Consider the following 21,706-nt stretch of genomic DNA (forward strand, 5'->3'; position numbering starts at 1 on the left):
CACACTTTATTTGCTTTTTGTGATTAATTTTTAGTAAATTCTAAATTTTCCGTGTCTATTTTATGATGTAAGCGTTTTATCTTGATATAGCTAATTATTTTATAAAGAAGCAATGTCTCAGACCTAGAATTAGCTCAATTTAAGGGGAGAAAATCTGTTGTTTCAATTCTAAAAAATACTACTCTCATAACAAAAATGGTCAAGCATATACTAGATTAGCTTAGGACAAGTAGGAGGGTATGTAGTGGAAATCATTCAAGGAATTTTATCAACATATTGGAAGTTTTTTGATTTGGCGATGTGGCAAGAAGTACTAATGGACCCTGTCTCCTGGGGACTAATATCCTCATTAATTATTATAGAAGGTTTGCTGTCGGCAGATAATGCACTGGTATTAGCGGTACTAGTGAAACATTTACCAGATAAACAGCGAAAACGGGCATTAATGTATGGTATGCTAGGTGCCTATTTTTTTAGATTTTTATTTATTGGCATAGGTGTTTATCTAGTAGAATTTTGGTTTATTAAAGTATTAGGTGCTTTGTATTTAGGTTGGCTTTGTGTAGCTCATTTCCTTCACATAGGGAATGAGGATAGTGTAAAAGAGGTAAAGAGGTCAGGATGGATGGTGCGTCTTTTCGGCACGTTTTGGGCAACTGTCATTTCTGTTGAGCTAATGGATATTGCTTTTTCAATTGATTCAATCTTTGCTGCGTTTGCGATATCAGATCAGGTCTGGGTGCTTTTAATTGGAGGGATGTTAGGAATATTAATGATGAGGACGATTGCAGGTGTATTTTTAATCATCATTGAAAAAATACCAGAACTTGAAGCAACAGCCTTCATAATTATAGGTGTCATCGGCTTAAAAATGTTAGTAAGTGTTTTTAATATCCACATCCCTCATTATTTATTCTTCCTTTTCTTAGTGATTGCTTTTTCCATCACAATCATTGTGCATATGATGAAGAGAGTAAGAGCTGCCTAATTAAAAAGTACTGTTCTCCAAAAATGAGAACAGTACTTTATTTATTTTACATATTTATCTGGGTCAACAATATAGAACTTTTCAACATTAAGCCAGCTCTCGCTCATTGGTTCGCCGTCATCAATACGTTTTTCAGTCTCCTGCATCATCCAACCAGTCTGAGACGCATGGGCTTGTAATGCTTTTAATTTGTCCATTCGCATTTCCCGAATATCATAGACCACATGTGGTTCACCATTTTTTTCAATCGTATCATTGGCGAAGGCACAACCGAATATTTGTGGACGAGCAGCCTTTGGCATACGACGTACAGCTTCAATTACAGCACGTGCTGTTGCTTCATGGTCTGGGTGGACAGCAAAGCCAGGTAAAAATGTGAAAATTAAAGAAGGCATTAGTTCTTCGATTAGCCCTTCCATTAATTTTACCATTTTCTCATCATCTTCAAATTCAATTGTTTTATCACGTAGACCAAGCATGCGTAAATCTTGAATACCCATCGCCTCTGCCGCTGTAACCAATTCCTTACGACGGATTTCAGGTAAAGACTCGCGTGTAGCAAAGGGTGGATTACCTAAATTACGTCCCATTTCGCCTAATGTTAAACAGGCATATGTAACAGGTGTATTCATTTTCTTTGTATAGTAGGCGATGGTCCCCGCAACTGAGAAAGCCTCATCATCTGGGTGAGGGTACACAATTAAAATATGACGTTGTGGTTGTAAATTCAAATAGTCGTCCCCCTTAGTAAGTAAATGGCGTTTCACTAATTTCAAGCGCAATCGCCAATTTTCCAGAGTAGTCTAGTCCAGCCATTAATAAACGGCCTAAATCATCTAATTCAAAATGTGTAATGCCTTGAGCATAAACCCAGCCATGAGGTAATTTTAAACCCACACGATGAGGTGCATTATCTACAACCTTAGCAAGCTCATAGTTAATTTTAGCATTGCGAATAAAAGCACCTGCATTAAAAAACTGTTCATCATAGTGTGCTGCATAAGATCCGTTTGTCGTCTCAAGATGAATATAAACGTCTTTGTTGGCGAAAGAATTCAGCAATTTTTGCAACGTCTCTACTTGTACTTCTTGCATCTTAACACTCCTCTCGATCATTTCTCCTTTAAGTATAGTAAAAAAATTCGCAAAGGGAAATTGATTGCTTTGATAAAAAAATTGATGATTTATATTTACAAACCTTAGCGCCATTTTGTCCAAATTTTTGAGAGTGTGAAAATGAATCCTAGCATCCAGAGAAATAAATCATCATCTCTAAACCTATGACAAGTTCTTAAGCAATATTCTTGAAAAAATTATTGTAATGTATCAATATAGGGAGTGTGAAAATAAATATGTACAAACTGTGTCGTTTCGCATTGTATCCGTTTTCACATCTGAAAAGATATTGCAACCATGACTTCTTCCTAATTTGTGTGTGTAGACAGCTCCACCTGTTGAAGGTAGTATTATTTCAGAAATAATGAATTCTATCTTGGTACAATAGATGACGTTCCTTGAACAGGTTATGCAAGGTAGCTGTGAAAAAGGGAAGAAAAATGAAGCTCATTATCATAGTATAATAAAAACCGCGACTCTCTTTATGACGGAGAGTCGCGGTTTTTTATTGAAAATTAATGTAGGCTATGTATTTGTTAGTATCGATTGAGCTTTCGTTCTATTGTATCTAAACGATTATTAACATTTTGTAATTGTTTAAACATTTGCTTCATATAAAGATTTTGATCTTGGGTTTCAGTAGTTTTGGCTTGTGCCAATTCTTCCTCCTCCTGCAGAGCCAATATTGTGGCAAGGGTGGATAATGAGTAACCAAGTGTTAATATGATGGAGGCAATTACTTCAACTTTTGAAGAGGTGATTTCTCCAGCTAGTAAACCTGATTCTTCCGTTAAGTCTTCTACCTTGTTTTTTTTCATTTTTTCCCCTCCCATACAGCTAATATATGGGGTATGAGGCATTAACGTATCTTGTCCAATTTTAATCTTTATCGGATAAATACTCATCATTAAATAATTGTTTAGTATTTGTAATTTTCTAATAATTACATTGATTTTTCCATTTAAATATAGCATTATAGTAGGAATAAACAAGACGTTTAGAGGGGGAATTAGAGTGAATAAGGACTTTAAATATTGTAAGGAATCAAGAGTGATGCGTACAAGTCGTGTATTTCCAAACGATGTAAATAATCATAATACATTATTTGGCGGACGATTGATGAGCGATATTGATCAAGTTGCTTCCATTTCAGCTGCAAAGCATAGCAGAAAAGATTGTGTTACAGCCTCAACTGATTCAGTCGATTTCCTACATCCCATTCGCCCAACAGATTCGGTTTATTTCGAATCCTATGTAACTTGGACGGGAAGGTCTTCTATGGAGGTTTTTGTTAAAGTCATTTCTGAAAACTTGAAAACTGGGGAGAGAAAGGTGGCAGCGACTGCATTATTAACTTTCGTGGCATTGGATGAAAATAACAAACCAGCACTGGTCCCACGAGTAATACCTGAAACAGTAGAAGAGACAAAATTGCATGAAACAGCTTCAGAACGAGCGAAGGCCCGTGCTGAACGTAAAAAGGAAAGTAAAGCATTAGCGCAATTTATATCTATGAATGATCCATGGGATTATCGGCTAGAAATGATGGAGAATTATATGTAAAAAAAAGAGGGATGTCTCAAATGACTTTGAGACATCCCTTTCATCCTTATATTTCTGTTACTGTTACGTGTGGAGCACCAAAGCGTGATTTCGCTCCATGCATGACAGGACCTACATATTCATTTAGCGCCCAGCCATGTGCAATAGCTGCCGATACAAACTCTTTTGCTTCAATGACAGAATCTTTAATAGTAAGTCCATTCGCAAGATTCGCTGTGACAGAGGCAGCAAAAGTACAGCCTGCACCGTGGTTATTTGTAGATGCAACTTTTTCAGATTCTAATAAGTAGAATGTTTCACCATCAAAGAATAAGTCTATTGCTTTTTCAGTAGCTAGGGCTTTTCCACCTTTTATGACAACAGCTTTAGCTCCTAGTTCATGGATTTTACGAGCAGCAATCTTCATGTCGTCAATGTTTTTTGGTGTACCTGTGCCAGCTAATTGTCCAGCTTCAAACAGGTTTGGTGTTGTTACCGCTGCTAGTGGTAAAAGATGCTGAATCATGGCATCTGTGTTACCTGGATTCAGTACTTCATCGTCACCTTTACATACCATAACAGGATCGATGACCACATTTGTAGTCCCTGAATTTGCAATAGCCTTTCCAGCAATACGAATAATTTCTTCTGTTGAGAGCATTCCTGTCTTAATGGCATCAATTCCTGTGGAAAGTGCTGTGTCAATTTGTTTTTGTAGTAAATCAGTTGGCAAAGGTGTGACGTTATGTGTCCAGCCGTTAGGGTCCATTGTTACGACAACTGTTAATGCCACCATCCCATATGTACCGTGCTCTTGGAATGTTTTAAGGTCAGCTTGCATTCCTGCACCGCCTGATGTATCTGAACCAGCAATTGTTAATGTTTTTTTAGAGTCATGTAAAGGATCTCCTTTATCGTTAAGAGTTATAAAATTAACATCTAGTATAGTCCGATTCTGATTCTATAAAAATAGCCAGAATACTATATTTTTATATGGTCAGTTTCAACTGATGCTTGAATTCATCTTTAATTTTTTGTACCGTTGTAAGAAGAGAAAGGGGCTTAATGAACGATGAAACAAGTATTCCCGAATGATTGGCAAGAAGTACTCAAAGAAGAATTAGAAAAACCATATTATCAAAAACTACGTCAATTTGTCGCAAATGAATATTCGACACAAACTATTTATCCACCAATCAATGATGTGATGAACGCATTCTATACAACAGCATATCATGATGTGAAGGTTGTTATTTTGGGACAAGACCCTTATCATGGGCCTAATCAAGCGCATGGGCTAAGCTTTTCTGTTAAACCAGGTATTCCACATCCTCCTAGCTTACGGAATATGTTTCAAGAGCTACAGGATGATTTAGGCTGTCCAATTCCTCAAAATGGAACGCTAACAAAGTGGGCTGAACAGGGTGTTATGCTATTAAATACGGTGCTTACAGTTCGAGCAGGACAAGCGAATTCCCATAAAGAACAAGGGTGGGAGCAATTTACCGATGCTGTTATCGATCTATTAGCTGCAAGGGAAGAACCACTAATTTTTGTATTGTGGGGCAAACCAGCGCAACGCAAAAAGCAATTAATCCGAAAATATAAAACACCACATGTCATACTCGAAGCGCCGCACCCAAGTCCATTAAGTGCTTATCGAGGATTCTTTGGTAGTAAACCTTATTCAAAGATTAATCAACAATTAGTGGAGTGGGGCAAGCAGCCGATTGATTGGTGTTTAGAATAGATTGGCACAAATCGTTTGCTTTATACGCTTTAGCAATCATGTTACATTTAATATAGAAGAAAGTGAGGGACATTGATGAAGGTGAATTGTTTTAAGTGTCAATTTTTTAAAGTAACCTGGGACCCTCAAAACCCACGAGCATGTGCAGCTTATGGCTTTAAAACAAAGCAAATACCATCCGTTGTTGTGAAGCAATCCTCGGGTGTAGATTGTTTAAAATTCGTACCAAAAGTAGAAAGTGGGAGAATGTAATGATTTCTTATCAGGCCGTTATACAGCAACTTGAAAAACAATTATCTTACGCAAAAAATGCGGGAAATGATCAGCAAATTCGTGAGGCACTTACAGCCATTCGAGCATTATGTGATGTGGTGTTAGATTCTTCAAGTGATGCACCATCTATCACTCCTCATAAGCATGTACCGCAAATGCTTGTATCAGAGTCAAAACCATCCACTTTATATACAGCAAAGATTGAAGAAGATGGAGCCAATGGCGATTCCATTTTTGATTTTTAATCCATTTTAAAGGTAGGGTAACGAAAATGAAAAGATTTATCGTGACAGGTGCTCTTCATGGCCTATTAGCAGTAGCATTCGGTGCATTTGGTGCACATGCTTTAAAGGAAATTTTAGATGAATATAGTCAAGGTATTTGGGAAACGGCTGTTCAATATCAAATGTTTCACGCTACAGGATTACTAATCATTGGTCTGTTAATGAGCTCTAAACTATTAGGTGAAGTGAAACAATTAAATCTAGCAGGTATTTTCTTTAACCTTGGTATTGTTTTCTTTTCTGGGAGCTTATATGTTCTGGCGATAAGTGGTATTAAAGTATTAGGAGCTATTACACCAATTGGTGGCGTACTATTTTTAGCTGGATGGCTACTTATTATTTTAACTGCTCTCAAGCATGCTCGCTAATTTTAAGCTGACTCTCTTACATTATTTGTAGGGGGGTTTTTCTTTGTTATGAGTCATCTTTCAAAGATAGGGATTTAAATCCTATCCATTTTGTAAGAATTTATAGTACACTACTAATATTACTTGCAATATTTCGAAAATACCAAAAGTGAGGTTACGTAGTATGGAAAAACTATTTACATTACTGGATGCTAACTATAATGAGATGGTAGGGATTCGTCGCCATTTACATGAATACCCTGAATTATCCTTTGAAGAAGTCGAAACGCCATCCTATATAGCTACTTTTCATAGAGAATTGGGTCATGTGGTTCGAGAAGGAGTGGGAGGACGTGGCGTCGTAGCGATATTACGTGGCGGAAAGCCGGGCAAAACGGTGGCTTTACGAGCTGACTTCGATGCATTAGCGATTCAAGAGGAAAATGATGTACCTTACAAATCTAAAATAGCTGGAAAAATGCATGCATGTGGACATGATGGACATACAGCTACATTGCTTGGGCTAGCTAAGGCATTAAATGCGATGAGGGACCAAATTGAAGGCAATGTCGTATTTATTCATCAGCATGCAGAGGAAGTGGCTCCAGGTGGAGCTAAGCCGATGATTGAGGATGGTTGTTTAGAAGGTGTAGATGTTATTTTTGGTACACATTTATGGGCACCTACACCATTAGGAGAAATATTAGTGAAAGATGGAGCCATCATGGCTGCCGCGGATAAAGTAGAAATAACGGTACAAGGAAAGGGTGGTCATGGCGCAGAGCCTCATCATTCTATTGATGCAGTTACCCTAGCCTCCCAATTTGTCGTTAATGCTCAACAGCTTGTTTCAAGACGAATTGACCCATTGAAATCAGCTGTTTTAACAATCGGTCATTTTGAGGCAATTAATCCGTTTAACGTTATAGCTGATCGGGTAGTTTTAGCGGGGACAATTCGTACATTTGAAGAAGAAGTACGCATACAAATGGAACAAGAGTTAGAAGCGGTATTAAATGCGACTTGTTTGGCATTTGGGGCAAGTTACGAATATCGTTACACAAGGGGTTATCCACCTGTTTATAACCATCAGAGAGAAACCGAGTTTTTGGCACAATTGGCATCGACTGTACCAGGGGTAGATCAAGTAATAACATGTCCGCCATTTATGATTGGGGAAGATTTTGCGTATTATTTAGAAAAAGTACCAGGCACATTTTTCTTCACAGGAGCTAAAAAGCCAGAATGGGAAACGGCTTATCCGCATCATCATGCACGCTTTGATTTTGATGAACGTGCCATGCTAATTGCAGCAAAAACCTTAGGTAAAGCAACCTTAACGTATTTAAAAGAAAATTGAACATAGCGAATGATAAAAATCCGCATACGCCCATCGACTTTTGGTCAGTGAGTGTATTGCGGATTTTTACTTAGAGATAGAATTATGGATTTTGATTAAAGTAAGCCATTTCCTCATCATACTCAGCAAAATCGAAATAAATCATAGGGAAAAGAAAACGATGATTAGACTTAAGCTCACGAATAATGACATGATCTCGACCAGCTGCTTCTACCACACCACGAACAGTTTTTGTGTTTTTTCCCTGCTCTACTGCGTGCTCAAAAGAAAAATGGAAGGTAGCTGGTTTTCCACGGTTCAAACGCAAAATATTTTCTATATAGGACTCCTCACGGCCAGGTGGTCGTCCGCTCGGAAGTGTGACTGGAGGAGGAGTCATTTGTTGTTGCGTTGTTGGTGTCCAATAATAAGGCATCATCAATTATCAACCTACTTTCTTTTTAAATTTGAGGACAATCTTGTTCAGTTGGCGAGAAAAAACAATGGGATTTGAACCTGCCAGTATTCCATTGGCCATACCATTGTGCAGGACAATCACCTGCTGGCATGAAAAACCACAAAGAGCGGGTAGCTGGATGAAATCTTTCACCCTGAATTACCCTTTTAGCTAACCGGATATCTTGATCACGTGCTCTTTGATAAAAATAACCCTTTTGTGTTGCCTCAAAGCCTCCCGGACGCTGATAAACCATTTGTTCAATTGTTCGAATATCACCAAAATCTAAACAATCACCTCTTACACGATTAACGCCAACATTCCCAACCATCAGCATGCCTAACTCTCCTTCGCCTTCTGCTTCGGCACGCATTAGTCTTGCAAGTAGGGCTGTCTGTGCATCATTCGTCTTAATAACAGCGATTTTCATACCTCCTCGCAGACAGTATATGCACGAAGGTATAGTAGTCATGTTCAATTTTGTTAAGAAAGACAATCACATATTAAAGTTACTATGCATATAGTAGTAATAACGACAAGTACGTAGAAAATACTTCAAATCCTGCAAGACCCAATAGTTTTTATAGCAAAAAGGGTAAATAGAAAAAAATAGATTTAGGGGAACGTGAGATCAATGAATTGCATGTGTATCTAATACATGTGAGGTGATGGCTTATGGAAATTGGCGTTTGGTTTGGGATCTTATTAAGTGCAGTACTGGCCTTTCTATTAGGGGAGTTTTATGGACAGCCGCTCCACTGGTATCTCTTTATTGTTATTATAGTGATTGGTTTGTTTATTCAAACGGTTATCTTAATTTTAAAAGTAAAGAACGAGAGCTCTTAAAATGAGGTATATAGAAGAAACGTGTTGAGGTTAAGAAAGTGTCATCGCTAAAAGATGGCACTTTTTTATATTGTGAGTAAAAGGGTGGAAAGCAGGGCATCAGGAAAAATGCCTTTACAATGCTTGTTTTAGCTGCTATCCAATAAGACATAATTATTCTTGCCTAGTAAGTATATTAAAAATATAGCGTGACATACTAAAATTGACTTTATTTTTGCTTTTATGAAGGAGCGTTTCCATGCGTATTTTTAGTATGTTTGTAGCGATCATCATCAGCGCTTTTCTGGCAGTTGGAATAGCAGAATATTATCATCAACCATATAATTGGTATTTAGTTTTTCTTATGATTCTAACTGGGATTTTTATTCATATTATTATTTTAATATTCGAATCCGAGAATGCAGAAGAAAACGAAATTTAAAAATGCGAGTCCGTCAATATGGACTCGCATTTTTAATTAGATATTAAACAGTTAAGAATTTAACCAATTTATCTTTATCAAGAAGGTTTCCGACGAAAAATTCCCCGAATTCGCCATAGCGTGCTGACACTTCGTCAAAGCGCATTTCATATACTAATTTTTTGAATTGCAGTACGTCATCAGCAAATAAAGTTACGCCCCATTCGTGATCATCGAAGCCTACAGAGCCAGTGATAATTTGTTTTACTTTACCAGCATAGCCGCGACCAATCATTCCATGTGAACGCATTAATGATTTACGCTCATCCATTGATAGCATGTACCAATTGTCGTTCCCTTGACGGCGTTTATCCATTGGATAGAAGCATACATATTTAGCCCGTGGAAGTTCAGGATATAGACGCGCACGTACATGTGGATTTTGGTAAGGATCTTCATTTGATTCGCCAGCTAAATAGTTTGAAAGCTCTACCACAGATACATAAGAATATGTAGGAATTGTAAAATCTGCAATAGCTAATTTATTGAATTCTGCTTCAAGCTCTTGTAACTCATCCATTGTTTCACGCAATGTCATAATCATAAAGTCAGCTTTTTGACCAACGATTGCATAGAAAGCATGAGCACCTGTTTTAGCTACGTCTGCTGCGTTCAGTTTTTCTAAATAAGCAATAAATTCCTCTACTGCTGCTTGACGTTCCTCTGCAGAAACAAGTTTCCAAGATGCCCAATCAATTGAGCGGAAATCATGTAAAGCGTACCAACCATCTAACGTAATTGCTGCTTCATTCATTATTGAAAACACTCCTTTATAAGTGAATACCATTCAAAAATTAGTTTATCATAGTTTGTACAAAAACCCTAAGTTCATGATAGTAATTCACGAATTTGACACCATCTAAAGATCATGTATTCTAAAGAGAAGAGATGTAATAAGAGGAGTACCAAAATGAAACATATTTTACAACAGCCAATTTGGCGTTATTATGATCAATCCATTAGTGCGAAGCAAAGATCACCGCTTGAATCTTTTGCGACGGACGATACATTGTGCCAATTAGTTGGCCAATTGATGTCTCCTCCAACAATTCGTACATGGGTTCATGAGGCATCTGTTGTGCTAGGTATTCAAGACCATCGGTTACCTTATGTCCAGCAAGGTATGGAATTACTAGAATCTAGAGGCTATCATCCTATTGTTCGTAATTCTGGTGGACTAGCGGTTGTGCTAGATGAAGGGATTCTTAATATTTCCATTGTATTGTCTGAACAAAAAGAGTCGCTCAGTATAAACGATGGCTATGATGTGATGGTGGACCTTGTGAAGGGATTGTTCCCAGAAGTAGCTGAAAAAATTGAGGCTTATGAAATAGTGGGCTCTTATTGCCCAGGTTCTTATGATTTAAGTATTGATGGGAAAAAATTTGCTGGTATTTCACAAAGACGCTTACGTCAAGGGGTGGCAGTGCAAATTTATTTATGTATTGAGGGGAGTGGCTCACAACGCGCGGCACTTATCCGTGACTTTTATGAAGAGAGCTTGCAACAAGAGGAAACAAAATTCGCTTACCCTCAAATCGTGCCAGAAGTCATGGCTTCGCTATCGGAGCTTATAGACCCTCATTTAACAGTAGAAGCGGTTGTTATTCGTCTACAGCAACTACTTAATCAGTGGGCCGAGGAAGTACGTCCACAGTCCTTTTATGACGAAGAATTAACGTTGTATGGTTTTTATTTACAGCGGGTTTTTGAGCGCAACACCAAAATGCTTGAACGTAAGTAAGCTGGTTGATTATATGAAACAGAAAAAGCGATGCGGCTAATTTAGCGCATCGCCATTTTCTGGTTGATAAATAGAACTGCTAGTTACAAGATTTCCGTTCTTCTCCATTTTAAAAACAGGTGCAATTCGCTCTTCCTCTTCATCAAGCGTAACAAGACGTCTAGCACGATTCATAATTTGAACAAATTGCTCGTAATCTTTGCGAATCGCTCGATTTTCCTCTTCTAGTTTTGTAATGGTTTTCTCTAGTTTTTTATTTTTCTCAGATGTTACATGTACAAGTTGTCGCCATTTTGAAGATTCATTTCCTACTTCACCAGAATGCTGTAAACGTAGTAAATAAGCTATGACAATATCAAGAGAAAGGGCAGATAGCGGAATTGATTTTCCTTCTGCAGCACTATTATTTACGGTAAACATACTAGAAGCACGGCGTCTTGCTGGCGCTCCCAACACTCGCATTCTCTCTTTTCTTTCCTTTTTAGCTTCTGCTAATTGTTCCTCGTATTCTTTACGAACAACGGCATTCCAACGAAAACCACAGGCTGCCGCAGTACGATTTAATGCATCGCCTGCTTCTTCAAAGGCATTAAGCTGTGTGCTTCCTTCTGTTACATGACGGATTACAGCCTCTGCTAGTAATTCATCGTTTTCTTTTAACCAAGCATCTTGTCTTACTTTACTCATATTAAAATCCTCCCACCTTTATCTGGAACTTGTTATTTAAGACTAGCATGACCAATCTTTTAACCTTTTATTCATCTATGTAGAAGGAATTATGCTTGAATAGAAGGGGAAAAGTACGATACAATACCCGATGTAGGTTTGCGCACATGCTGCATACTTAAATATGTGAAGGTCATGTGTGCAATAGAGCGAGATTATGTTTGAAAAATACTATATAGAAAGGGTTGTTGACAAAATGGCAAACGAATTTAAAGTTTGCGATGAATGTCAGGCCGTTAACTTAAAAACGTTAATTCCAAAATTAAAGGAAATCGATCCTGATGCAACCATCGAAATTGGCTGTCATTCTTACTGTGGTCCAGGACGCAAAAAGACATTTACCTTTGTAAATAGCCGACCTGTTGCTGCATTAACAGAAGATGAACTAATGGAAAAGGTTTTAGCAAAATTAAAAAAGTAAAACTAAAAGCTATCTCTACTTGGGGGATAGTTTTCGTTTTGCTTTTTTTATATGTTGAGAAATTAGACCAATATAAATATAAAAATAATGATAAAGGTAATCGAAATAGGTTGTTAATATCTATAGAAAAATGGCAATAAGTATGCTAGTCCTAGATTTATCGCATATAATAGAACTATAACAAAATGGGGGTGCTATCCAAATGACATATGCAAACGCTAAATTAGAAGAAGAAAAGGTATTTAAAGATCCAGTACACCGTTATGTACATGTTCGAGATCAAGTGATATGGGATTTAGTGGGTACAAGAGAATTTCAGCGTTTACGTAGAATTCGTCAACTAGGTACCACATTTTTAGTATTTCATGGAGCAGAGCATAGTCGCTTTAGTCATTCTCTGGGGGTTTACGAAATTGTACGTCGCATAGTAGATGATATCTTTGTAGGGCGTCCAGATTGGGATGAAAGTGAAAGATTATTAGTGTTATGTGCAGCCCTTTTACATGATTTAGGTCATGGCCCATTTTCCCATGCCTTTGAAAATGTATTTGAGCTTGATCATGAATATTTTACAAGGCAAATTTTGTTGGGAGATACGGAAGTAAATGCGATCTTAAAAAAAGTGGCAGCTGATTTTCCTGAAAAAGTATCCCAAGTAATTGAAAAGACATATCCAAATAAGCAAGTAATTAGTTTAATTTCGAGCCAAATTGATGCAGATCGTATGGATTACTTACAACGTGATGCTTATTTTACAGGTGTAAGCTACGGTCATTTTGATATGGAACGGATTTTAAGAGTAATGCGTCCAAGAAAAAACCAAGTAGTAATCAAAGCAACAGGCATGCATGCGGTGGAAGACTATATAATGAGTCGCTATCAAATGTACTTACAAATTTATTTCCATCCTGTTTCACGAAGTGCAGAGGTAATTTTAAATAATATATTAAAAAGAGTAAAACAATTAAGCTTAGCGGGCTATACATTTAAGCATGAGCCTACTCATTTCCTAGCATTTTTCCGAAATGTTATTACATTAGAGGATTATCTTGCGTTAGACGAGAGTATACTTTTTACATATTTTCAGTTATGGATGCAAGAGGAGGATGCCATTCTAAGTGATTTAAGCCGCCGCTTTGTGAATCGTAAGCTATTTCAATACATTGATTTAGACCCTGGAGTAGAGCTCAATAAATATCAAAAACTCCAAGAGCTTTTCAAAAAGGCAGGATTAGACCCCGATTATTATCTTGTACATGATACAACAGCAGATCTGCCATATGATTTTTACAGACCAGGAGAGGAAGAAGTACGTGTACCAATTTTTTTAGAAATGAAAAATGGTGAGCTACGGGAGCTTTCACGTGAATCCATTATTGTGGATGCTATCTCAGGGCGTATGAAACGAGATCATAAAATCTATTTCCCATTAGATTTCTTAGAGGACGATTCAACAAACTCAACTGTAAAAAAACAAATATTAATGTTATTAAGGAAAGACAATAAATAAATATAAATTTTAAAAATAATAAAGCAGTAAACACGTTCCAGGGGGATGTTGTTTACTGCTTTATTATTTTTAGATAATTGTTTAGAAACTGTTAAGTTGAATTAGATATAATTAATCAATAATTTTGAAATGGAGGTGGTGCCCATTGATTGTTGTAATACAAAAGTGCCGTAAAGATATGTGGAAACATCTGTGAATAATTCTAATGACCTATATTAAAATAATGGTTGAATTTTATTTGAGATGTTTCCATAAAAATTAAAGGAGAGAGTGTGACCTATTGTTTGTTCATTCCTTTCCTAAACCTGAAAGGATCAATCTTGTAGCAAACAGTATCAGGTATCTCTCTAACTAAAAAAGGAGAGAAACATGAAAAAATTAAACATAGCGATAATTATATTGCTACTTGTATTTCAAACAGTACTTTCACCAATTTCAGTGTTTGCCGACGAGAGTCAACCACCTGTGACTCCTCAAAATGAATCTAGCGAAAATACTGTGATTGATTCTAATGGAGAAGTAGGAAACCAAAATACTACAAGTGAAATACCAAGTGAAGATGCTGCTGAAGTGACAACTCCAGAAGATGAAACAAAATCAGAAGAGCAAACAGAAGGACAGCCAGAAGAACAACCAGAAGAACAACCAGAAGGACAGCAAGAAGAGCAACCAGAAGAACAGCAAGAAGAGCAACCAGAAGAACAGCAAGAAGGACAGCAAGAAGGACAGCCAGAAGAACAACAAGAAGAAGAGCAGCTAGAAAACCAGCCACAGTTAATAATGCCATTAGGTGCGCCAGTAGGTTACCCTGTTGAAAATATGCAAGCAGATGTGACGATGTCATTTAGTGGCTTAAAGCTCTTTTCACAAGGTGGAGCATTAATTACAAATGCTACAGATTTAGCAAATTATTCAGGGCCAAAACCGAAAAAGGGTGATGTAGTATATCTAAACTACACATTCTCTTTGGATCCAACAATTGATTATGGAATAGGTTCTACGTTCACATTCCAATTACCTGCCAATATGATTGAAGAGTACACAGCAGGTTCTTTTAATCAATCAAGAACATTAACAGATACTGGTGATTGGTTAGCCTATTCGTCAAGCTATAACAGTGCTACAAAAACAGTAACAGTCACAATAGATAGTGAATTAGAACAAGGGCAATCAGGTAGTATGAACTTTGAGTTTATGGCGAAATTTGATAATTTTGCTGATGAAAGTGAACTTGAACAATCATTAATAATCCCTGTGCTTGGAGGAGCAGATGTTCAACTAGACTTTGAATTTGCACCTACAGGTAGTGGGCAATTACTAACTAAAAATGCTGGTTCTATTACACGTGATGCAAGTGGTGAAGTAACGATTCCATGGACAGTTTGGGTGAATACTGGTGGGCAAAAACTTGAAAGTGCAAGTTTGAATGATGTACCAGATACAAAGCATGAGCTGGCAGGAAATATTACAGTTGAGCGATATAAAATAGGTTTGAGTGGATTTAATCCAAACAGCCCAGGTGCTGTAGACGATACAAGCAATGAAACCTCATTCCCTATCTCATTGACAGATGGATACTATGCATACAAAGTAACATATAACACTGTTGTAACAGCAGATCCAACTGCATCAAGTATGCCCTATACAAACGTAGCTACTTTGACAGGGACAAATATCCCTGCTAACACAACAGCCAATGGAACACAAACTGTACAGTATGGACCAAGCTTAGATAAAACAAGAAGTGGCGATAAATATAATTCGACATGGACAATCAAGTATAACTGGCTAGGTCAAAAAATACCTGCTGATAAAGCGAAACTAACAGATACACTAACAGGCTCGTCGCCAACAACTGGTAAGCATAAAATTGATTACAGTAGTTTTGAAGTATATCGTGTAACTTTATCGAATGACGGTCAAACGGAGCAATCTTCAATTCTGTTAAGTGAAGGTCAAGATTATAGCTTCGATTCACAAAATAATTATAATTTTATAATCAACTTTGATCATTCAACAAATACTACAGGTCCAGCTGGTGAGGTGACATCAGCGTTTAAAGTTGTCTATGATACAGAGCTGGAAGATGAATTTGTTACAGATGCAAATACGGGCACGATTACAAATACTGTAACAAGAGGAGATAGTGGTTCAGACACAGCAACTCTAGACCTGGCTTCAAACATCTTTAATAAAGCACGCGGGGCAATTGACTATGTAAACAAAACAATTACATGGACTTTAACCATTAATGCTGAGAAAGATTTGAAAAACTTTGTAATAGAAGATGACTTTACAACCACAAATAAAGCTGGAGAAACGTTAAAACACACTTTAACACCATGGAACGGTACTGACTTCTATGAGGTTACTGGTGCAAATGGTTTAACGTACACGATTACAGATAAGGGGGGGAGTGCCCCAACTATAGGCAACGAAGGTTTTAAAATGGAATTTTCAAGTGACATTCCAAAAGACCGCACAGTTACTATTCGATACAAAACAAAGTACGATATTAAGCCAAACGGAGGTGTAGCAACCGCGTATATTAATACGGCTGATGCAACATGGGATGGCGCAATAGATTCTCATAACCAAGCATTAGATAGAACTGCTAATTATACGCCAGATTCTACTTCTCCAACAAACAATAATGGCTACAAAAAAGTTGTCGTAGATAACCAGACACAAGAGTTTTCTTGGCGTATTGGGGTTAATATCAATAAACAAGATATAAATAGTGCTACCTTAACAGATACATTAGGTGCGGGTCATTATATTCCTGTTCCGGATGGTCAAACATTAAAAGATCAAATTACCATATCTAAGCTAAACTTAACAACAGAAGAGGGAACAAAAAATGGTACATTAGATCCTGCTAAATGGACTGTTACAGAAACACTAACAGATAACAAGGTTACAGGTTTTGAAATTACGTTTATTAACCTAGATCCAATTACTGATAACAACGAAGCGTATTTAATTGAATACAAAACAAAAGATGCTGACGATATTTTTGGTCAAAACTCAACGAATGCTCCAAGAGATTACACAAATACAGCGACTCTAGATACTCCACACAATGGAAGCTATAATTATAATGCAACAGCAAAAATTAGTAATCTTGCAAATGAGTTAATTAAAAAAACAGCGACACCTGTTCCAGCCAGCGATATTATTAATTGGGCAGTTACAGTAAATGCTTCTAATTCAAAATTAGGAAATATTACATTAACAGACAAACCATCAAGTAACCAAAAAATATTAACAAATACGTTCAAGAAACAAGAGATTAAACTAAATGCAAATGGGACTTCTCAAAATATAGGATCCCCTATTACTGTGGATGCTAGCGAAATTGTCTTAAATCAAGATGGTAGTTTTAGTCTTAATTTGGGAGAATTAAATGGCAAAGGTTATGTTGTTACGTATTCCACATTCTTTATGGGGGATGGTAACGCGGGTGAAACAATTTCTAATAGTGCCTCTATTGGTTACGCTGGAGCAACAGCTGCAGGTACAAGTGACCACGGTGGCGATAGCAAAACATTTAAATATAGCTCATCTGATACAAGTGCATCAGGTGTTAAGGGTACATTGCAATTAAAAAAATATAAAGTAAATCCTTTAACAGGTAAACGTGAAGAGTTTGCTGGTGTTAAGTTTGAATTATGGAATAAAAATAACACAATCAAACTTGATGAAGGAACAACAGATGCAGATGGCACATTGACATTTGAACAAGTGCGTTACGGAAAGTATACGTTAAGAGAGGAATCACCAGCGGGCTATATTGCGATTGCGCCAATCACGATTACAATGGGAGCAAATATAGATATTACTCCAGGTGTGGATGGTAAAGCATATGTTATTGATAACATTGAGGATGTTAATTTAACAAATGCCTGTCCAGCATTCACATTAACAGTGAAAGACATTGATGGTAATGCTATTGCTAATAAAAATGTTAAATTAATTGATAGCAACGGCAACGCAAAATACACGGGTACAACAAATGCTGCAGGGCAAGTATCAGATATTAAGCGACCTGGTACAGGTGGTAAAGAAGTCCAAGCAGGCGTGTATACATTAGTGGACGAAAATGACATTCCTTTAGGTACTGTTACCGTTAAATATGGTACTGGAGAATGCCAAGATACAGTCCAACCTACAAATTCATGTCCTAACTTTAAAATTACTGTAAAAAATGAGAATGGAAATCCACGTCCAAATGTATCAGTTACACTTAAAGATCTAAGTAATACTATTATAGCTACTGGCACAACAAATAGTGATGGTCAATTCATCATTGATAAAACAACTCCAGCAGGAAAATATAAGCTATATGAGGGTACCCAGTATTTAGGTGAAGTAAATGTTACGTATCACAATGATAATTGCCAAAGTGAATTACAGTTAGCACCAAAATGTGAAACGTTTGAATTAACTGTCTATGATGTTGATGGTAATTTAGTTGCAGATGGTACTTCAGTAACGGTTAAAAATAAAGATACAGGTAACATTATAGCTACAAAAACTACAAAAGACGGTGTAATTGAATTAAGTGATTTAGAGCCAGGTGTTTACACAGTTGTAGTTGATGGAGAAGAAATTGATGAGTTTGAAAGCAATATCGATTGTAAAGCGAGCGTTCAACCAACACCAAAATGTGAAAACTTCACAGTAATAATCAAAGATAATACTGGCATCATCAAGCCAGGTAACGATGTCATTATTAAAGATAAATCTGGAAAAGTAATCTCAATAAATAAGGATAAAGATGGAAATTTAACATTTGTATCTAAAACAACTCCTGCGGGTAAATATGATGTATATGATAAAAATATTTACTTAGGTGAGATAGAAGTTTCTTATGCGAGTGTTCCTTGTGAAATTACATTATCAATTGCACCAGTTTGTCCAGCCTTTACATTGACAATTAACAATATGTTTGGTCAACCACGTGTAGGCGTAAAAGTAACAATAACAGGTGAAGATGGTATACAGGTTGAAGATAATGGTTCAACAGAGTTTATAACAGATAGTAAGGGTCAAATTACGATCAATAATTCAATTATTAAGCCAGGTAAGTATATTGTAAGAGAGAATGGTAAGACAATTATTGGTACAGTTATCGTGGGTAATACATGCGAGGCTAAAATTCAGCCAAGTCTACCAGTAACACCTCCTACAACTAATCCAGGAAATCCAGATCCAGACCCAGAAAAACCAGTGGATCCGAACAAACCGAATCCAGATCCAGAGAAACCAGTGGATCCGAACAAACCGAATCCAGATCCAGAGAAACCAGTGGATCCCAACAAACCAAATCCAGATCCAGAGAAACCAGTGGATCCGAACAAACCAAATCCAGATCCAGAAAAACCAGTGGATCCGAACAAACCAAATCCAGATCCAGAAAAACCAGTGGATCCGAACAAACCAAATCCAGATCCAGAGAATCCTGTAGAACCAAACAAACCAAATACAGATTCAAACAATTCGGCCAATCCTGGAAAAACTGAGGGATCTAAACCTTCTGTTCAAGGTGTCATTGATCAAGGGAAAAACTTACCGCCTTATAATCCAACTAAAGCTACAAAAGATACACTAGATGCTTATAAGGATTTCTTGAATAAATATAGTCAATTAACTAAAGAGGAACAGGAAGCTGTTGCAGAATCACTTGATATTAACAAAATTAAATCGGATGCAAAACGATTAGAAGCTCAATTAAAAGCACAAGGTAAATTACCTCAGACAGATGGTGCCGATCAAACAGCCCTAATGCTGATTGGAGTAGCACTTATTCTTGGTGCATTATACTTCTTACGTCGCCGCAACGCTGAAGTTAAATAATTACTTAAAAGAAGAAGCCCCTAAGACTCTTAAATCTTAGGGGCTTCACCTATTTCTAAAATGCCTCTGATAGCTTTTCAGGTGCTTTATCAAATGGATATTGTTGAACAAAATCAGCTTGTATGGCAAGACGCTTTGATCCATTATCAGCACATGTAATGAGTGTTAAAACAGTTTTATTTGGAATATCATCGATTACATAAATATCTGTTGCCGCAATGACTTTCTTAGAAGCTAAATGATATTCATAAATATTGGTTAAATCCGTTACATAGACTGTATCTCCTATACTTGCTTTATATAGAGGACTAAATAAGATATCCTTTTCTTCAAAATAATGTCCTGCTAAGGCGTAATTTCCCTGCCCGAGGCTTTGATTTGGCTTCATGGTACCTGCCCCTACGGCAAGTGCAGCATTTCCAACACCTTTGACAATCGGAAGTTGCATGTCAACACTTGGTATGGCGATACTACCAATTATGGGCATTTTATTGGCCTTTGTTTGAGCCTTTAATACCTCAGCTATGGACAGCGATTGTACATCCTCAAATACATAATCTGCATTAACCTGATTATTCTTTTCAATCTCTTCTACACTGATTTCAGTAGTATTTAATTGATGGCTTAAATGGGCAATGATCGCATTTTGAATGGGGCTGATAAATACAAGTATTAGGCCAAGGACGAGCATAGTGATGAGCAATATTATCTTCAGTTTATTCATGTCGTAGATCACATCCTTGTTTTTGAAATAGAAGGTTTTATTCCAGCAAAAGATGGTTAACTTATGACCATTTCAAAAAAATGGATAGAGCGTTAAGATGCTTGCTCTATCCAACTTACTATTATTTGTCGCTAAAACGAACGCCTGCAACGCCGTAATGGTTTTTAGACATTTCTTCAATAAAAACTGTTACATTTTCTGCAGGTGCATTAACTGTGCGAGATACTGCTTCTGTTACTTCTTTTACAAGAGCACGTTTTTGTTCCTCTGTACGACCTTCAAGCATTTTCACTGTTACGTATGGCATAATATTGCCTCCTTTATAGAATAATGTTGTATAGTTAGTTTATAAGAAAGTATAAACTTCTTACTTGCGTTGAGGCATATACGCAATGGCGAAAATAGTGATTGTTTCGATAAAATATGCGTTGATATGCTTTCCTTTATAATAGCAGAATGGAGGATATTTAAGTATGACAAATGAAGAAAAACCAAAACAAAAAATGGGTTTTACCATTATAAAAAACGATCCAACAGATGGACATAAAGGGTTTGGTATCGGTTCGCTTTCATTAGAGAATGTATCGCCTGTAATAGTGGACGTAGAAGAGGGGACGGCTTCTGTTGAAATTGGTGCCATGCATGCAAGAAGTGACGTAGAGCGTGGTATTAAATTTACAATGGACCGTGCTGATTCAGAGGGCGGGAAACCGTATTGGCTCGTGTGGGTGACGATAGACCATAAAGAAAATGGGCCATATTATGCAGGAGTTACAGCCTGTGAGATGGTTGTAAATCGTGAAAAACGACGTGGCTATAAAATTCTAGCTGATCATGTAAATAAAATGGATAAATCCATGAAACGTCATATTATTGTAGAGCATATGGATGCACCGTCTAAAAAAGTGTTAGCTTCTTTCCTTAAACAACTTAATCCAGAATTGTGGGAACGTAGTGAGGAGCAATTGCGTCAAGACTTATTTGTCGAATAGACTCGTAATGATTGAACAATCTGTGACATTTTGCAATCGCTTTCGATATTAGGTTGAAAGTGTGTTTGAAACAAAGTACACTTGATGCAGAGCTTACATTTTAGTAAGCTAGGACACTTGGTATCGCGAATGTGATGAGCGCTATGCGGCATTTGAACAACCCAAACCCAAGCCAAATGCCCCATGATGCTCATACTTCGCGGACCATAAAAAAAGAAAAGCTTTCTGTTCCCACGGACACGTCTCCGGGGAAGAGAAAGCTTTTCTTATTTTTAGTATATCAGTTACTTTGTCGAGAGCCTTCATAGCTAAAAACGTATTAGGATTA

Annotated in this window: 23 protein-coding genes; 13 read left to right on the forward strand and 10 right to left on the reverse strand. The window is 37.1% G+C overall.

Going from position 1 to position 21,706, the window contains the following annotated elements; translation table 11 throughout:
* The first annotated feature begins 244 nt into the window (after positions 1 to 244).
* A complete protein-coding gene (locus LBYS11_RS02495; RefSeq protein WP_004225430.1) occupies positions 245 to 988 on the forward strand; it encodes a TerC family protein in 744 nt (247 codons plus the stop codon).
* Positions 989 to 1,029: 41 nt separating this feature from the next.
* Here the strand turns inward: LBYS11_RS02495 and bshB2 are convergent, their stop codons facing one another.
* The 3 genes from bshB2 to LBYS11_RS02510 form a co-directional block, all read right to left on the reverse strand.
* The gene (gene bshB2 / locus LBYS11_RS02500) at positions 1,030 to 1,719 is read right to left on the reverse strand and encodes a bacillithiol biosynthesis deacetylase BshB2 (RefSeq protein ID WP_103117403.1); all 690 of its coding nucleotides are present in this window, start codon (positions 1,717 to 1,719) and stop codon (positions 1,030 to 1,032) included.
* Positions 1,720 to 1,732: 13 nt separating this feature from the next.
* Entirely contained in the window at positions 1,733 to 2,083 is a 351-nt protein-coding gene (locus LBYS11_RS02505; RefSeq protein WP_004225428.1) for a YojF family protein, read from the reverse strand.
* A gap of 557 nt (positions 2,084 to 2,640) precedes the next feature.
* Positions 2,641 to 2,922 carry a hypothetical protein gene (locus LBYS11_RS02510; protein ID WP_048393429.1) on the reverse strand — a complete coding sequence of 94 codons (282 nt, stop codon included), beginning with the start codon at positions 2,920 to 2,922 and terminating at the stop codon, positions 2,641 to 2,643.
* Between the two features lie 196 nt (positions 2,923 to 3,118).
* On the opposite strand from LBYS11_RS02510, the gene LBYS11_RS02515 reads away from it, so the two are divergent.
* Positions 3,119 to 3,667: an acyl-CoA thioesterase gene (locus LBYS11_RS02515; protein ID WP_016993384.1), complete on the forward strand. Its 549-nt coding sequence runs from the start codon at positions 3,119 to 3,121 to the stop codon at positions 3,665 to 3,667.
* Between the two features lie 46 nt (positions 3,668 to 3,713).
* On the opposite strand, the gene thiD is transcribed toward LBYS11_RS02515, so the two are convergent.
* Positions 3,714 to 4,520 carry a bifunctional hydroxymethylpyrimidine kinase/phosphomethylpyrimidine kinase gene (thiD, locus tag LBYS11_RS02520; RefSeq protein WP_255409667.1) on the reverse strand — a complete coding sequence of 269 codons (807 nt, stop codon included), beginning with the start codon at positions 4,518 to 4,520 and terminating at the stop codon, positions 3,714 to 3,716.
* A 198-nt stretch (positions 4,521 to 4,718) separates the two neighbouring features.
* Between thiD and LBYS11_RS02525 the strand changes: the two genes are divergently transcribed.
* From LBYS11_RS02525 to LBYS11_RS02545, 5 genes are all read left to right on the forward strand, one after another.
* Positions 4,719 to 5,396 (forward strand): uracil-DNA glycosylase, encoded by a 678-nt coding sequence (locus LBYS11_RS02525; protein WP_103117405.1) that lies wholly within the window; start codon positions 4,719 to 4,721, stop codon positions 5,394 to 5,396.
* Positions 5,397 to 5,471: 75 nt separating this feature from the next.
* Positions 5,472 to 5,648: a hypothetical protein gene (locus LBYS11_RS02530; protein WP_048393435.1), complete on the forward strand. Its 177-nt coding sequence runs from the start codon at positions 5,472 to 5,474 to the stop codon at positions 5,646 to 5,648.
* Positions 5,648 to 5,914 (forward strand): YwdI family protein, encoded by a 267-nt coding sequence (locus LBYS11_RS02535; protein ID WP_048393438.1) that lies wholly within the window; start codon positions 5,648 to 5,650, stop codon positions 5,912 to 5,914. Before LBYS11_RS02530 ends, LBYS11_RS02535 begins: the two co-directional genes overlap by 1 nt.
* 26 nt (positions 5,915 to 5,940) lie before the next feature.
* Positions 5,941 to 6,321, forward strand: a complete 381-nt coding sequence (locus LBYS11_RS02540; protein ID WP_103117406.1) for a DUF423 domain-containing protein — start codon at positions 5,941 to 5,943, stop codon at positions 6,319 to 6,321.
* A 163-nt stretch (positions 6,322 to 6,484) separates the two neighbouring features.
* Positions 6,485 to 7,660: a M20 family metallopeptidase gene (locus LBYS11_RS02545; RefSeq protein WP_103117407.1), complete on the forward strand. Its 1,176-nt coding sequence runs from the start codon at positions 6,485 to 6,487 to the stop codon at positions 7,658 to 7,660.
* Between the two features lie 82 nt (positions 7,661 to 7,742).
* On the opposite strand, the gene gerQ is transcribed toward LBYS11_RS02545, so the two are convergent.
* The gene (gerQ, locus tag LBYS11_RS02550) at positions 7,743 to 8,078 is read right to left on the reverse strand and encodes a spore coat protein GerQ (RefSeq protein WP_004227629.1); all 336 of its coding nucleotides are present in this window, start codon (positions 8,076 to 8,078) and stop codon (positions 7,743 to 7,745) included.
* 22 nt (positions 8,079 to 8,100) lie between these two features.
* Complete coding sequence (locus LBYS11_RS02555; RefSeq protein WP_004227631.1) at positions 8,101 to 8,526, reverse strand: cell wall hydrolase; 426 nt, start codon at positions 8,524 to 8,526, stop codon at positions 8,101 to 8,103.
* Between the two features lie 245 nt (positions 8,527 to 8,771).
* Between LBYS11_RS02555 and LBYS11_RS23180 the strand changes: the two genes are divergently transcribed.
* Positions 8,772 to 8,942 (forward strand): hypothetical protein, encoded by a 171-nt coding sequence (locus LBYS11_RS23180; protein ID WP_199768293.1) that lies wholly within the window; start codon positions 8,772 to 8,774, stop codon positions 8,940 to 8,942.
* A 464-nt stretch (positions 8,943 to 9,406) separates the two neighbouring features.
* Here the strand turns inward: LBYS11_RS23180 and hemQ are convergent, their stop codons facing one another.
* A complete protein-coding gene (gene hemQ, locus LBYS11_RS02565) occupies positions 9,407 to 10,156 on the reverse strand; it encodes a hydrogen peroxide-dependent heme synthase (protein WP_103117408.1) in 750 nt (249 codons plus the stop codon).
* 156 nt (positions 10,157 to 10,312) lie between these two features.
* On the opposite strand from hemQ, the gene LBYS11_RS02570 reads away from it, so the two are divergent.
* Positions 10,313 to 11,146 (forward strand): octanoyl-[GcvH]:protein N-octanoyltransferase, encoded by an 834-nt coding sequence (locus tag LBYS11_RS02570; protein WP_054548577.1) that lies wholly within the window; start codon positions 10,313 to 10,315, stop codon positions 11,144 to 11,146.
* 36 nt (positions 11,147 to 11,182) lie between these two features.
* Here the strand turns inward: LBYS11_RS02570 and LBYS11_RS02575 are convergent, their stop codons facing one another.
* On the reverse strand, positions 11,183 to 11,833 hold the full coding sequence (locus tag LBYS11_RS02575) for an RsfA family transcriptional regulator (protein WP_004227650.1): 651 nt from the start codon (positions 11,831 to 11,833) through the stop codon (positions 11,183 to 11,185).
* 235 nt (positions 11,834 to 12,068) lie between these two features.
* On the opposite strand from LBYS11_RS02575, the gene LBYS11_RS02580 reads away from it, so the two are divergent.
* From LBYS11_RS02580 to LBYS11_RS24075, 3 genes are all read left to right on the forward strand, one after another.
* Positions 12,069 to 12,293 (forward strand): YuzB family protein, encoded by a 225-nt coding sequence (locus tag LBYS11_RS02580; RefSeq protein ID WP_004227652.1) that lies wholly within the window; start codon positions 12,069 to 12,071, stop codon positions 12,291 to 12,293.
* A 202-nt stretch (positions 12,294 to 12,495) separates the two neighbouring features.
* On the forward strand, positions 12,496 to 13,803 hold the full coding sequence (locus tag LBYS11_RS02585) for an HD domain-containing protein (protein WP_004227654.1): 1,308 nt from the start codon (positions 12,496 to 12,498) through the stop codon (positions 13,801 to 13,803).
* A 369-nt stretch (positions 13,804 to 14,172) separates the two neighbouring features.
* Positions 14,173 to 19,662, forward strand: a complete 5,490-nt coding sequence (locus LBYS11_RS24075; protein ID WP_103117409.1) for a collagen binding domain-containing protein — start codon at positions 14,173 to 14,175, stop codon at positions 19,660 to 19,662.
* Positions 19,663 to 19,717: 55 nt separating this feature from the next.
* On the opposite strand, the gene LBYS11_RS02595 is transcribed toward LBYS11_RS24075, so the two are convergent.
* Complete coding sequence (locus LBYS11_RS02595) at positions 19,718 to 20,386, reverse strand: class A sortase (protein ID WP_054548575.1); 669 nt, start codon at positions 20,384 to 20,386, stop codon at positions 19,718 to 19,720.
* Between the two features lie 121 nt (positions 20,387 to 20,507).
* A complete protein-coding gene (locus LBYS11_RS02600) occupies positions 20,508 to 20,693 on the reverse strand; it encodes a 2-hydroxymuconate tautomerase (protein ID WP_004231516.1) in 186 nt (61 codons plus the stop codon).
* A 166-nt stretch (positions 20,694 to 20,859) separates the two neighbouring features.
* Between LBYS11_RS02600 and LBYS11_RS02605 the strand changes: the two genes are divergently transcribed.
* Entirely contained in the window at positions 20,860 to 21,378 is a 519-nt protein-coding gene (locus tag LBYS11_RS02605; RefSeq protein WP_004231517.1) for a YwhD family protein, read from the forward strand.
* Positions 21,379 to 21,706 lie beyond the last annotated feature (328 nt).

It is taken from the genome of Lysinibacillus sp. YS11, assembly GCF_002896375.1.
Classification (GTDB): domain Bacteria; phylum Bacillota; class Bacilli; order Bacillales_A; family Planococcaceae; genus Lysinibacillus; species Lysinibacillus capsici.

Bases quoted from the DNA above. Each gene is read 5' to 3' on its own strand.
- LBYS11_RS02505 (WP_004225428.1), bottom strand. From the start codon at position 2,083: ATGCAAGAAGTACAAGTAGAGACGTTGCAAAAATTGCTGAATTCTTTC.
- LBYS11_RS02510 (WP_048393429.1), bottom strand. From the start codon at position 2,922: ATGAAAAAAAACAAGGTAGAAGACTTAACGGAAGAATCAGGTTTACTA.
- LBYS11_RS02525 (WP_103117405.1), top strand. From the start codon at position 4,719: ATGAAACAAGTATTCCCGAATGATTGGCAAGAAGTACTCAAAGAAGAA.
- LBYS11_RS02530 (WP_048393435.1), top strand. From the start codon at position 5,472: ATGAAGGTGAATTGTTTTAAGTGTCAATTTTTTAAAGTAACCTGGGAC.
- LBYS11_RS02535 (WP_048393438.1), top strand. From the start codon at position 5,648: ATGATTTCTTATCAGGCCGTTATACAGCAACTTGAAAAACAATTATCT.
- LBYS11_RS02540 (WP_103117406.1), top strand. From the start codon at position 5,941: ATGAAAAGATTTATCGTGACAGGTGCTCTTCATGGCCTATTAGCAGTA.
- LBYS11_RS02545 (WP_103117407.1), top strand. From the start codon at position 6,485: ATGGAAAAACTATTTACATTACTGGATGCTAACTATAATGAGATGGTA.
- gerQ (WP_004227629.1), bottom strand. From the start codon at position 8,078: ATGATGCCTTATTATTGGACACCAACAACGCAACAACAAATGACTCCT.
- LBYS11_RS02555 (WP_004227631.1), bottom strand. From the start codon at position 8,526: ATGAAAATCGCTGTTATTAAGACGAATGATGCACAGACAGCCCTACTT.
- LBYS11_RS23180 (WP_199768293.1), top strand. From the start codon at position 8,772: ATGGAAATTGGCGTTTGGTTTGGGATCTTATTAAGTGCAGTACTGGCC.
- hemQ (WP_103117408.1), bottom strand. From the start codon at position 10,156: ATGAATGAAGCAGCAATTACGTTAGATGGTTGGTACGCTTTACATGAT.
- LBYS11_RS02570 (WP_054548577.1), top strand. From the start codon at position 10,313: ATGAAACATATTTTACAACAGCCAATTTGGCGTTATTATGATCAATCC.
- LBYS11_RS02575 (WP_004227650.1), bottom strand. From the start codon at position 11,833: ATGAGTAAAGTAAGACAAGATGCTTGGTTAAAAGAAAACGATGAATTA.
- LBYS11_RS02580 (WP_004227652.1), top strand. From the start codon at position 12,069: ATGGCAAACGAATTTAAAGTTTGCGATGAATGTCAGGCCGTTAACTTA.
- LBYS11_RS02585 (WP_004227654.1), top strand. From the start codon at position 12,496: ATGACATATGCAAACGCTAAATTAGAAGAAGAAAAGGTATTTAAAGAT.
- LBYS11_RS24075 (WP_103117409.1), top strand. From the start codon at position 14,173: ATGAAAAAATTAAACATAGCGATAATTATATTGCTACTTGTATTTCAA.
- LBYS11_RS02595 (WP_054548575.1), bottom strand. From the start codon at position 20,386: ATGAATAAACTGAAGATAATATTGCTCATCACTATGCTCGTCCTTGGC.
- LBYS11_RS02600 (WP_004231516.1), bottom strand. From the start codon at position 20,693: ATGCCATACGTAACAGTGAAAATGCTTGAAGGTCGTACAGAGGAACAA.
- LBYS11_RS02605 (WP_004231517.1), top strand. From the start codon at position 20,860: ATGACAAATGAAGAAAAACCAAAACAAAAAATGGGTTTTACCATTATA.